This window comes from Microbulbifer mixtoriginis (SeqCode) (genome assembly GCF_052468275.1).
The window spans coordinates 4694145-4707941 of the sequence record NZ_CP174341.1 but is presented as its reverse complement, the minus strand read 5'-3'; the positions used below and the strand labels follow the sequence as shown (position 1 = coordinate 4707941).

Annotated in this window: 5 protein-coding genes; 3 read left to right on the top strand and 2 right to left on the bottom strand. The window is 44.6% G+C overall.

Translation table 11 applies throughout. The annotated features are described in order from the left end of the window. Positions 1-50: 50 nt before the first annotated feature. Both ACJJIC_RS20545 and ACJJIC_RS20540 read right to left on the bottom strand, forming a co-directional pair. Positions 51-248: a CPXCG motif-containing cysteine-rich protein gene (locus tag ACJJIC_RS20545; RefSeq protein WP_445357764.1), complete on the bottom strand. Its 198-nt coding sequence runs from the start codon at positions 246-248 to the stop codon at positions 51-53. 123 nt (positions 249-371) lie between these two features. After that, a complete protein-coding gene (locus ACJJIC_RS20540) occupies positions 372-1769 on the bottom strand; it encodes an aminotransferase-like domain-containing protein (protein ID WP_445357763.1) in 1398 nt (465 codons plus the stop codon). Positions 1770-2452: 683 nt separating this feature from the next. Between ACJJIC_RS20540 and ACJJIC_RS20535 the strand changes: the two genes are divergently transcribed. The 3 genes from ACJJIC_RS20535 to ACJJIC_RS20525 all read left to right on the top strand — a co-directional run bounded on the left by ACJJIC_RS20535 (position 2453) and on the right by ACJJIC_RS20525 (position 13730). Further along, entirely contained in the window at positions 2453-7123 is a 4671-nt protein-coding gene (locus tag ACJJIC_RS20535; protein WP_445357762.1) for a fibronectin type III domain-containing protein, read from the top strand. Between the two features lie 197 nt (positions 7124-7320). Further along, positions 7321-13341 (top strand): toxin TcdB middle/N-terminal domain-containing protein, encoded by a 6021-nt coding sequence (locus tag ACJJIC_RS20530; protein ID WP_445357761.1) that lies wholly within the window; start codon positions 7321-7323, stop codon positions 13339-13341. Further along, a complete protein-coding gene (locus tag ACJJIC_RS20525) occupies positions 13338-13730 on the top strand; it encodes a DUF6156 family protein (RefSeq protein ID WP_445357760.1) in 393 nt (130 codons plus the stop codon). Before ACJJIC_RS20530 ends, ACJJIC_RS20525 begins: the two co-directional genes overlap by 4 nt. The last annotated feature ends 67 nt before the right edge of the window (positions 13731-13797 follow it).

Genomic DNA, 13797 nt, shown 5'->3' with positions numbered 1-13797 from the left:
CAGGTACTCTAGATAAATAGAAGAGAACTATGTCGACTATTTGATAGTATTCAAAACGACTCATCCTCCCTGTATAAATTGATAGAAATAGAGCCCTCTAGGTCAGCGGTAACGTGAAAAACTATGGGCTTACAGCAGACCTGGCAGTCTTCTATATATTCTTGCGGAAGTAAAGAAATATCAATGAGTGTACTAAAGTGTTCGCCGCAGTAAGGACATTGAATAGTTTCTTCTAGAATTGGGTTCATTTTAATCTCTAATAAAGCAATATTTACTTTTGTGTAAATTTTTCCCTTATGAGCTGTTTGTCAGGCTTTAGAGGCTTATTAAAATCGTGAGTTGTTATTGTCATATATTTAATTGTAAGGTGATTAAATTGTCTCATGGATGAGCATTATTACTTGATCTAGTTGTTGTTTTGCTAGGGTAGTTTTCCCCTCTTTACTCCTAAGAGGATAGCCACAGTTAATTCTAAAGTAGTCGTGATATAAATCATTAGTGCTGAACTCCTTTCCAAAGTATAAGTCTATCCCCATTTCCAAAAGCTTATTGGCCATGTCTTCAGTATTTAGGCCGGGAACTTGAACCCATAAAACTAACCCACCCTCTGGAGAGCTAACTCGTATATTCCTAGGTAAATTCTTAATGAGATACTGGCGGTACTCTTGCACTTGTTGATGCAGGTTAGATCGAAGACTGTTTATGTGTCTGGCATACTGCCCGCTGCTAATGAAGTCAGCTAAAGCGAGTTGTGTTGGGCTACTGATGCCTAGGTTCTCATGAAGGAGCCGATCTTGGTAGCGTTCTAGATATCGCCCTGGTAAGCACCAACCTACTCGATAACCAGCAATTAAAGTCTTTGAAACGGAACTGCACCAGAGCACATAGCCTTCCTGATCCCAATGGTAGGCTGGAAGTGGCAGATTAGGCTGATGGCTAAGCTCTATATAAATATCATCTTCGATAATAGGTATCTGGTATTGAGTTGCCAGGCTTGCAAGCTTTTGCTTTTGGGACTTGCATAGGGAAATACCTGTAGGGTTTATATTACTGCAATTAAATAAGCCAGCATTAATAGTTCTCATATACATGTGCTGCTCGAGTTGTTCCAAGTCTATTCCACTCTCAGTCAAAGGAATCTCTAGAACTTTCCGGCGAAGCTTTACCAGCAGATGTATTAATGTAGTAAAACAGGGCGAGCAAACAGCGACCGTATCACCTGGTTTAGTAGTGACCTCTACAGCTATACGTACTGCATCCAGGCAACCATTTGAGATAACGATTTCGTGCTCACTAAAATTAAAACCGCTGTTTGAAAAATGTCGACTAAGTGCTTGTCTTAGGTGGGGTTCACCTAAGGGGTCAGGATAAAAATGGACTTTATTTCCTTGATCTCGAATTGATCTGTACATACTGCGTTGCAGGGCCTCTGTGGGTAATAGATCTATAGCGGGTAGCGAAATACCAAGAGGCCCTGAATTAGTTAGCAGGCGGCGTTTGGGAAATTTGGTCAAATCATTGGATGGTTTTGTAATGGCGGATTGATTGCGAGTGGTGGAGACAAGCGGCTCCGAGGCAAAAAAACCAGACTTAGGTCTTGAGCGCACCCACCCGAGTTCTTCCAAGTAACGATAGCAATTGACGGCTGTAGTTAAGCTTACCTCTTGCTGTGTAGCAAAGCTGCGTAGAGAAGGTAAGCGTTGTCCTGGTTGTACACGTTTTTGTTGGACATCGTCGATAAATTGTTTGGCTAATATTTTATATCTCACACATCTTACTCCTGTGAATAGGCATGGGAAGCCTACCGCTTTGAATCTTAGGTTGTACCCTTTTAATATTTTTGATCTGTATCTGTTTTTTTTGTGTAAATTTATCATACTTGAAATAAGTGAAGGTTAGGTATTTTTTTATTGGGTGAATTTATTTTGGCTGGATATGTTTTAAATGAGGCAGGATTTGAGGGGCTGTATTGGTTGGTTTAGTATATTTTTGTAGTTAATTTTTTGGTTATCTAGTACTTGTGTTTGAAGAATGGTGTGAACTAGGCATTCCCGGATAGGAGATGACTGGCTGAAGTTAATAATAAAGGTATATTCTGGAGTTTTTGTTAATCTTTATGTGAAATATTTATTTTTCTTCGTTTGATTTTATATGAATATGTATTTTTTAAAGCTTGTTTTTTGCTCGGGTAAGGGGGTAGGTTAAATATTTATTGCTTTTAAATCTTAATCCATGGCTTTGTTGGCGTAGTGGCGGTTTATTTGTTGCCTGTAATCGTCCTTGTGATTTAGGAATGTAAGATCTATTTATTTTTCTATAAATAGGCTTCTGCTTAATTGGCGTATGATGTCAGGGGTAGCGCTGTGTTAAACGGTTTATCTGATAGTTTTTGGTGAGCAGTTTATAGCAGGCTTATTTTTGTCTAGGTAAGGTGCAACATTAGGATTAAATAATGTTAAGTTTATTTAGAAGTTTGATTGCATTACAGTTTTTTTTTGCTAGTGCCGTTGTGTTTGCAAATTCTTTGAGCGGTCCAAGTTATGATGTCGATGGAGGTTTCAATTTATCTGTTGATGAAAGTGGTCTTGATGATATTGTTTTTTTGAATGAAATTTATTTGGAGGAATATAAGGATGGGGAGTATTCAAGAAAGATTAATCTTCCATCGCATGCTTCTAGCTTTCCTTATGCAAAAAAAATAACCGTTTCTGGTGAGGGTGTGTACTCTTATAAATACAAGTACGATTATAAATATTGTAAATCAAATATTAGGCATAGTTCCTCTAATGCTAAAACACTTATCCCTATTTGCGATGAATGGAGTGATACCACGTCTATAGTGGGGCAGCACTCTGTTAATGTTTTTTTCAGTCTTTCTCCTCCCGGTAGTATGAGTTATAGCACTTTCGATAGTGATGGCGACTACAAAGTAAGTTGGGATACCAGTGATAATGCCGGAATCTATGAGGTTTTTCGAAGTGCTAGTGATGGGTCATGGGATCCAGTTTATAGTGGTGCAAATACCAGTTTTTCTGAGAGCGGTAGATCTAATGGTGAATACATGTATAAGGTGCGTGCTTGCACCTCAAGTCAGCATGAATTGTGCAGTACCTATAAAACTGGTGGAACAGTTGAAGTAGAAATAACTCCGACTGTACCACTTTCAATTTCAGTACCTAGAAAAGGTACATCTAGCACGGTTGATGTTAGCTGGAGGGCTAGTAATGGTGCTACCAAGTATGAATTACAGTATCGTAAAGATGGTGGGATTTGGTCTAATACTATTTATTCAGGCTCAGGAACTAGTACGCCAATTCAGTTTTTGAACCACGGTAGTATTTATCAGTTTAGGGTTCGTGCTTGTAACACAACTTGTTCTGATTACCGTGAAAGTAGTGACATGGCAGTTTACTTCAAGCCTGGCATGCCTACACCAAGTATCTCTACTAGCTACAGTCCTGATGGTAAATATACAATCAGTTGGGGGGCGGTCGACTTTGCAACTAATTACGAAATTGTACAATCTCTAGGCTGGGGAACCCCCCCTAAAACTATTTATTTTGGTCAAGAGTTAGAAGAAACATTCACAGGAATGGATGCAGGCTCTTACAATTATCAGGTTCGGGCCTGTAATGCTATTGGTACTTGCTCTGAATTTTCCTCAAGAGTAAGTGTACAGGTCGACCTCGCGGTTGGTGTCCCAATTTTAACAGTAACTCCAGAAGATAGTTGGAATGGTACTGCTGAATTGAGCTGGACTCAGATTGATAAAGGTAGTTTAGAAGTAAGTTATGAAGTTTTGGATAGTGATGATAATCAAGCTTACTATGGCAGAAGGTCTGGATTTTCTTTAGCAAGCCTAATTAATGGATTTTATTGTTATCGAGTCCGTGCGATAACTATTAAGGAGTCCTCGAAGTTTTCACCTGAAGCATGCGTCACCGTACAGCTACTACAGCCGCCAGCAGCCCCAAGCAATATTTTTATACCAGCGTCCCCATCAGAAGCATATCAAGTATCGTGGTCGCCCGTTGATAATGCGGAAAGTTATTTATTAGAGCGACGTATTAAACCTGCTGGAAATAATAGTTGGGGTGAGTGGACTGAAGCGTATTCCGGTACTGATACTAAATCTCAATATGATGAAGACCCTTTAATTTTTGGTTTTCACGAGTACCGTGTAAAGGCAATCAATAAGGCAGGATCATCCGATTTTAGCGATACAAAGACGCTCACTATGGAGTTGGATCCAACCGTACAAATACGCAAAATACTCTACTATAACGAAGCGGATGTTGTACCTGCAGAGGATGAAAATCCAGCTCAAGGAATTTTTTCTCGAGATCTGGCAGCGTTCCGTTATTTGGATTTAATGTATGTAATAGATACTGATAATGCAATTATCAATGCCTATGCTAGTGGAAATGCTACAGAGCCCTTTTCTACACTTTACGGTGTTAATGAGCGCGAACGCGCAAGTCAGGTTGAATCGTTTATTTTAGAGCAATTGGCAATCTATCCTGACAATGAAAATCTGCAACGGTTTACGTTAGATGTTTACTATGATCGTGCTGTGGCAGAGATGATACTCGCTAATGAGGGGATCGATCATGCTCGTATAGGCCGTCTGGGTGGAGACCCAAGGGAGAATGAGATTGAGCATCTAGAGACCGCTCACGTTTTATTGTCTCAGGCGCTTCTTCAATATGAGTCCTTACTTAAATTTAACCCCCAGTTTTTGGCGGAGTGGGGTGCATCTCGGGGACAGACTAGCCCTCGCTATTACGATCCAGATGATTTTGCGCAGAAGGATGTAATTCCTGCTGATCAGCTATTTAGTGGTTACAAAGATGTTGTCATGCTTTATAAGCTGATGAGTAAGCTAGCAGAAACAAAAGTAAACCAGGTGCGTTTGTCTGTTATTGATGGCCAAACTAATACAACGCTATTAGCACAGATGATGAATGATGTTGCTAATTTGTATGAAAAGTTGATTGCAGTAGATAGCTTAGTACAGGATATCTTTGTAGATATTGATTTCACTAAGGCACAGGGACACTCTGGTTTACCAGAAACAGTACAGGAGTTCGGAATCCAACTTTCTGCTCTTAGTAATACAATTAGTTGGTTGAGTGGTGATACCAATATTTTAGGTATTCCTGACGATACACTGTTAATTGTGCAGGGTTATGGTGTTGACAGTGATACTGGATTTGACTCCTATGATGTCTTGAGTGAGTTTCTAGATGGTGGGTTAATTGCCTCTGCTAAACAACAGTTTATAGATGCAGAAAATAGCTACGATAATTATCGTCATCGAATAGACACCTTATCTACAGAGTATACTGATCGTCATCAGCAGTTGAGCGACTGGATTTTTGAGCTCTTGGGAATGGAGGTTGACCCGGGTTGCCATCAATCTTCTTGTGTGGTTGTGGGTGATAATGCTGAATATGGCAGTGCGATTGCATTACAGGCATCAAATATTGAGTCGGCACAGCTTGCTTTGGATCGAAATTTACAGCGTATGGAAAACCTGACCAGTTCGATTCAAATTGAAATTGAACGGCGTGGTAAGGAGGAGGGTATTACAGATGCGATGTCCCAGGTTAAGTTGGCCTATGGCGATAAAAAGGTGAAAATTGCAGAACGAATGAAGGCGATAAAGAAAAAGGCGGAAAAGAGGAACCTTTGGAATAGCATTGGGGATACTGTTAAAGGTGTAGTTCAAGTAATTTATACAGGGAATCCTAGTACTTTAGCTCAGGGTGCAAGTGGGATTGTTTCTAGTTTAAATAATATTAAGGATATTGAAGATATTGGTAACTTAGAAGAGATGAGTATTCGTCTTGCCGCAGAGGAGCAAGCTGAACTCAATGACTTAAGTAATCAGTTATTAGATGTTGAGAGTAAGGCGCGTATCCGTGCTATGTGGCTAGAGGCACACACTATCGCGCTGGATATTGCCCAGTCAGAAGTAACGCTGAAACAAGAAATTGAGCGGTTGGCCGGTATGTTGAATGAAGCACAGAGGGTGCTCAATCAAATCTTTACTACCAATAAAAATCTGGCGGAGCGTTATTTTGCCGATCCGATTCACGGCGTACGTTTAACAACAGATATGTTACGTGCTGAACGAAGCTTTGATGAAGTACAAAAATGGTTGTTTTATGCTGTAAATGCACTGGAGTACAAATGGCAGGAGGCTTTCGAATACGGTGTTTTTAATAAGAATACTCTTTTCAGTTTACGTAATGTACAAGAGTTATATGACTTTTATTCTGCTATGCAGAGCTTTGATCAAATAAGCAGTTTGAACGGGGTCCAAAAGGCAGAAGACACTATATCCATCAAAGAACATATTTTTGGATACTATGATTTTATTAATGGACAGGAACAAGAATATGATCACCCTGATCCAGAGCAACAAGTAGATGGGGCGAAATTAAGTGCCCAAGAAGCATTTAAAGAGAAATTACTTCTGCTCATGCGTGACGTAGGTGGCGATACTTGGGTAACTGTGAACTTTAGTACGGTTATGGAATTGCCTAATGGAAATTTCTTTGAGGGTCCGTTGGTTGTAAATAGCGGAAGCGAAAGTTGTGTGGCCTCGGGAGGTTCTTATGGAGACAAGATAGAAAAAATAGCTTTGAATGTCCCCGTGTCTAGCAGTAATAATGGAGAAACTACAACTAAAGCGAAGCTAACCTATGGCGGTACTAGTTTCTTACGAAATAAAACCCCAGGTATATGGGTTGAAAATGATGAAGGGTTTGGTGTTATAGACGAATTTTCAACTCATACTGCGCGTTTTTGGGACTTTGAGAAAGGAGTTGGTTTGCATTTTGATGACTCTTACACTGTTCCTATGTCTGCAAATTTGAAGCTATTTGGCAATCAAGAAATTCCAACGTCAGCTATAACCAGTATTTTTAAGGAGCGTAGTGTTGCATCTTCAAATTGGCGATTATCTTTGAAGTTAGTAGATAAGAGTGGCTATGAAATCTTAGATATAAATGCTATTGAGGATATTGAGTTGATTTTTAGTCATCGTTATATACCTAGAAACTACTCTGATTGTGATGATCCTCTGGTTATTCCTAAGGGATCAATCATCCACTAATTTTATCTATACAATTCACTAAGAGTTATAAAAATTAAATATGTTTGTCAGCAACTCAGTAAAAGTATTTCACTGAGTTGCTTTTTTAAATTTAGAGGGCAAGGTTATCCTGGTCTATCTATATTTAGATCCTGTTTATACATCAGGCTACACCTTAAATTTTTTCTCTAAATTTCCGTCTTAAACTGGGAATATTTATGTTGCGCAATATATTGCTCTATTGCAGTTTGCTTGTGTTTCCGACGTTATCATTTGCAGTAGACGAACACACCGCTTTACAAGCTCCAATTCTTAACTTACCCACGGGCCCTGGTACTATTTCCGGCCTGGGTGAGGCTTTTACCCCCAATTTAAATACCGGTACCAGCTCGCGTTTAATCAAACTGGAAGTGCCCCCAGGACGTAATGGTTTGATTCCAGAAATATCTTTGGAATATAACAGTGGTTTTGGTAATGGATTGCTGGGGTTGGGGCATCAGCTAGTGATTCCCTATATCCAGAGGCAGACCGATCAGGGCTTACCTAATTATTCTGAGTGGGGGGAAAGCGATGGTTCAGATAATGATGCGGATGGGGTTACGGATGAATTTGATGAATTTGATACATTTATCAATCACCGAGGTGAGGAGCTAGTTCTTGTCGAGGATGGCGTTTACCGCACTAAAAATGCCACAGATTATGCTCGTTATCAGCGTTTAAAAAATGGTTGGCTGGTGACCCAATCCAATGGGTTACGTTGGTATCTCGGTCAGGATTCTGCTAGCCGTATTAGTGACTTTAATGATGAAGCAGTATTTTCCTGGTATTTACAGGCGATAGAAGACGCTCACGGCAATCGCATTGAATATCAGTACCGCAAGCTGGATAACAGCGAGCAGATTTATCTGGATACTATTCAATATAATAGTAATGGAGATATGGCGGTAAACTTTCACTACGAAGAGCGCCCCGATATCCTTACAAGCTATAAAGCCGGCTTTGAAGTTAAAACTGCTTATCGCCTACAGCGTATTGAAACGCAAATTGCTGAGCGGCATTTGCGCCGCTATGAATTTGCTTACAAACCTTTGACTGAGTGGCAAAGCCTTTCCCTATTACAGGAGATTCACTCCAGTGCCGGCGAAGGGGATTCAATTGTCCTCTTACCTACGATCCACTACGACTATACCCACTACCAGCAGGGTGAAGTATTGATGTCGTCAATTCCGGCGGCCAGCCAGATACCGCTCAATAGTGCCGATGTGGCCTTTCTGGATATGAACCGCGATGGCCTACCGGATGTGATTAATACCGGGCCCAACCGGGATGCCTACTGGATCAACTTGGGTCCCGGTGAGGATGGCCTGCCGCAATGGCAGAGCTACCGGCAGATGAGCACTTATTCCACCAGCCGTATTTCCAATGACTCGGTTACCTGGGCGGATATCGATGGCGATGGTCGGGTCAATATGCTGCAGTACAATTCTGGCAACACGGCATACTTCCATCTTGATGACGAGCAAAATTGGCAGTACAGCGGCACTCTCAGCGGGCTCTATATTCCTCTGAATAGCCCACGCGTTGCGATGCTGGATATCAATAATGATAAGCGTGTCGATGTATTGGCAACCACCACTAACAGCAGCGGTATGGTGACTTCGCATACTGTACAACTTAACCTGCCCGGTGGTTGGTCACAGCCGATTCAATTGCCGATACCCGTGGGCAGCCAGGGGGTGCGCCTGGGTGACCCCAACGTATTCCTGCGGGATATGAATGGCGATGGTATGGCAGACCTGGTGTGGGTCAATAAAGGCTATGCCGCTTACTTTGCCAATCGCGGCCTAAATGGTTTTGCCCCCGCGGTAGAATTTACCAACACTCCGGCTACGTTGTATAACCTGAACAATGTGCGGGTGACCGATATCAATGCCGATGGCCGCAGCGATTTGCTGTATCTCAATGGGATCCAGGTATCGATTTGGTTGAACCAGGGCCTGACAAGCGGTGATCACCAGAAAGCCCAATTTAGCCAAAAACAATTAATCCAGGCCCAAGGCAATATCTCTGCTGAAGAAGTGCGCTTGGTGGATATTAATGGTAACGGTTCCACCGATATTGTCTGGTACAGCCCTGGTCGCGGCAGCAATACTTTTTACTTTGCCGAGCTATTTCCCTCCGAACAACCGAACCAACTAAAACGTATCGACAATGGCTTGGGTGCTGTAACAACTTTGGAGTACGGCACCGTTGTCGAGGAAATGGTAAGGGACCGCGATGCCGGCAATCCCTGGTCGCTGAATGTACCGGTGGCGATGCAGGTCTTAAAGCGCATGCTGGTGGAAGATGGCCGGGGTGGTGAGCCGCAAACCACGGAAATGGATTATTGGGATGGTTTCTACGATGCCACCGATAAAGAGTTCCAGGGCTTTGCCCACAGTGAAGAGCGCCGTATCGGCGATGCCAGTACCCCGACACTGGTTACCCGCTACGAATATCACCTGGGGCAAACTGCCGATGGTATCGATCAGGAAGCCCTGCAAGGCAAAGTGAAACAAGTGGAGGCCCGCGATGCTTTCGGCGGGGTTTTCTGGCGAGAGGAAAAACAGTGGGAGTTACGCCAGCTACTGCCGGGTTATGGTGGAGAGAGTCGCAATGTAGCGTTTGCGGCCATGACCGAACGCCAGCAGCATCTATTGGAGCGAAATAACGGCACCCCGGTAACCCTGTCGTGGGAATACGATTACGACAATTACGGCAACACCACTTACATCAAAGAGTTAGGGCGTACTGATGGCAACTGGCAGGATGAACGCATTACCCACTGGCGCTTTAGTGCCGAATCGGCATCGGCGCGGGAAAGCGGGTTTCTAAACCTGCCTATAGAACGCCGGGTTACCGACCTCAGTGGTCAGCTGGTCGGTAAAGAGCAGTGGTTCTACGACGATGAAAGTTTTACCGGTGGCAATCTCGGTGAAATTTCCAAGGGCAACCTGACCCTGCGTCGCGCCTGGCGCGATGCAAATAGTGGGGATGCCTATATTGCTGCAGAGCGACACCATTACGATGAGTATGGTAACCGTATTCAGAGTTACGACCCCTTATGGGGGAAGGCGGCGGGCCACGAGACCAAAATTACTTACGACCCGCAGTATCACACCTTTCCCACGGAGGTCAGTGTAAATACCGGCAGCCGCTGGCTCAGCGCTCAGGCCAGTTATGATCAAGGCCTGGGTGTCTTGACGGATTACACCGACTTTAACGGCCAGGTCACCCAGTACCGTTACGATGCCCACGCGCGTCTAACCGCCATCGCTAAACCGGGGGATAGCCTGCACTTCCCCACAGTTGAGTACGATTATCAGCTGGCGAAAATAGTGGATGGTCACCATATCAGTTGGGTGGAAACACGTCAGCGTGAAAAGAGTGGCACTGGAGGCACGATCGATAGCCGCCAGTTTTACGATGGCCTGGGCCGTGCCTTAATGGTACGCAGTGAAGCCGAGCAACCGGGGCAAGTTGTTGTGAGCGAACACAGCAGCTTCAATGCTCGGGGCCAGGTAACACGGACAGCTTTGCCGTATTTTGCCCAAGGCCTTGCCTATCAGGCTAGTGATAAAGGCCAGCACTTCCGCCAATATCTCTACGATGCCCAGGGGCGTCCCCAAGAGGTGTATCAACCCTACTCCGCGCAAAGCGGCGAGACGGTCTTTAGCCGTATTACCTATTTGCCCATGGCGCAGATCCATAAAGATGAAGAGCAGACCCGAGCAAACAGTGCCCATACTGGCGCCGCTAAAAAACTGGTTTTTGATGGGCTGCAAAATGACGAGGGTGAATATCGCCTGCGGCAACTGGATGAAATCGTTGGGGCCAGCACCCAGGGCGGTGCCGGTGGTGCAACCTGGTCGACCTATTACGATTATGACCTTAATAACAACTTCACCCGCCTGCAGGATGCACAAAACAATGTGCGCAGCATGCACTATGACCATCTGGGTCGGCTGCTGTATTTAAATGATCCCAATCGCGGGCAGCGCTGGCAGTATTTTGATGATGCGGGCAACCAATTAGCCACTCGCGATGCATTGGGCCAAGAGCGATACTATCGCTACGACGGCGCCAATCGCCTATCTGCAGAATATCAGCGCACACCGCAAGGAGACCCACCGGAAGGCGCAGATTGGCAACCCAGTTTGGAGTTAGACTCTGCCAATCCTGTGGTCAGTTACCTGTACGACCAACGCGATGAAGAGAGCAGTGCTCGATTGCTGGGCCGCTTGGCAAAAGTTATTGACCAAGCTGGCTATACGCAGTGGAGTTACGATGCGCGCGGCCAGGTTACCCAGCGCCAACGCAAAATTACCGGCCCACAAATTGATAGCCCCCTCTACACCACGGGTTTTGCCTATGACAGCGCCGGGCGGATTACCCAGCGGTATTATCCCGACAACTCCCGCGTAGACTTTGAATACAATACCCGTGGTTTACTCGAGCGCATCCCTGGGGTTGTTGAGCGGCTGGATTACAGTGCCAATGGGGCTTTGCAGTACCAGGCATTGAGCAATGGTATTGAGACAAATTGGGACTTTGATGAGCGCCAAAGGCTCACCGGCCTGCGTACTCTGCGTACTGGTGATGCAATCCCTCTACAGCAGTGGGGCTATCAGTTTGATGCGGTCTCTAATGTCAGTGCCATTGATGACCAGCGCCCCGCCGGTGCCATCGCTGCTGTGGCCGCAGAGTTGGGGATCACCAGTGCCCAGGTTGCCTTGCTGAACAAGAATGTTGTCTACGGCTATGACGATGCCTATCGCCTCACGGGTGTTGCCGATGACAGCGAGCAGGTGTTTTACAGCTACGACAAAATTGGCAACCTACTGCAAGTTAGCCGTGAGAGTAGTGGACTATCGGAAATAGCCGCTGGCGGTCTCAGCGAGGTGACCGACCTGCGCTACGGCGGCAGCAGTGACAGCAACAATACCGGCGCTTCCAATCGTATCGGTCGCGGCAATTTGCCCGGCCCTCAAGCACTGAGCTGGGCAGAGGGGGATATTGGTTACGACGCTAATGGCAATCAGACCCAGGCTGGTGATCAGCTCTACCGCTGGGACTACAATCAGCGCCTGATCTATGCCGGAAATACCCGGGTTGCCGATCAATATGGTTATGATTTTAAACATCAGCGCCGCTATAAGATCACCGAGCGCGAGGGCGGAGCACGCAGCGTCACCCTGTATATTGACGAAGGCAGTGAGGTGCGCGACGGCCAGCTGTTTAAGTACATCCAGGTGGGCCAGCGCCGTATAGCGCGCAGCGATCAAGATGGTGAGCTCTTCTCCCCCAGCGAGTACTACCTGCATACCCATTTGGGCTCTACTTCCATTACCCTGGACGAAGCGGGCAGGGTTGTGAATGCCTTTAGCTATAAATCTTATGGTGATGTTGAGGCTAGCTTCGGCGATAGCACTCATGCACCCTACGGTTACATAGGCAAGGAGCGGGATGAGTCAACCGGGCTCAATTACTTTGAGCGGCGTTATTTACAATCCACCGTAGGTACTTTTATTAGTCCGGACCCGGTGCTGAATCATGAGGGTCGCTTTAGGGATCCACAGCGCTGGACACCGTACCGTTATGCGCGAAATAACCCGATTAATTTTGTTGATCCGAAAGGGGAGTGGGTTGTAGGTGTTGGGGGTGGAGATGGAGATCATACTCCTGGTTTCGGGGGTGGTTTTCAGGGGGCTTTTTGTGGTGCGGGGGCTGGATGTGATAGTGGCCACTCAAAAGTTAAAGATATCGCCCCTTTTCCACAAAAGAGTGCCAAATTATCGCTTGTTGAGGGGGTAAAGGTTTACCGAAAAGATATCGATATTGGTGGTGAAGATAAATACGGCCATTGGTGGATAGAGATTGATGGTCAAGAAAGTTATGGGTGGTGGCCGAAGAATCCTGTTAACCTAAAAGGCACGCTGCTCGGTATTGATGGTGAACTGAATGGTCAAACGAGTTTTGGTGGAACAGCCACAAAAGATCCACATCATGGTGATAGGAGTAGTGGTGTAAATATTTTTGATGTTTACAGCATGCAGTCTAAAGATGTTGTGATTAAGTCTATAAGAAGTTTTGCTAATGATTATAATGGTAGTTGGAGTTGGCCTATTGGGCAAAATTGTCACTCGTTTCAAGATGATCTTTTAGATAAGTATGATATGGCCATAAGGAGTGCGCCATGATTTTTTTACGGCGCTTTATTTTCGGGTGTACACTCATAGCAAGTTGTTTATTTGCTATTGGGTGTCAAGCTGAAATGAGTGATTCTGAAAATAAAATGAGCGATAAAGTTTATTTCTCTAGTTTTTCTGGCTATTCAATACCTTTGAATTTGATAGGTGAGATCACCAAGGATGAAGCTGCTTCTCTTGATTCGTATTATGTCGCTTACTTTGACGATAAAGGAGTATTGCTCAGTGTGGAAAAATATTTTCGTGGGAGTTTGTTCTTTAAGCATGATTACTTTTACCATAAAAATGGTTCTTTGAAAGAAAGTCGCGTTGTTAATGCGGATGGCAAAGAAACAGTTAGTTTCTTTGATGGAGAAGGAAAAGCAATTAAAAAAGACTGAGCCTAAAGCAAATTAGTAGGAGAGCCTGTTTCTGGGTCTCCATAAAGAGCCCTGCTAGTGATTCCGG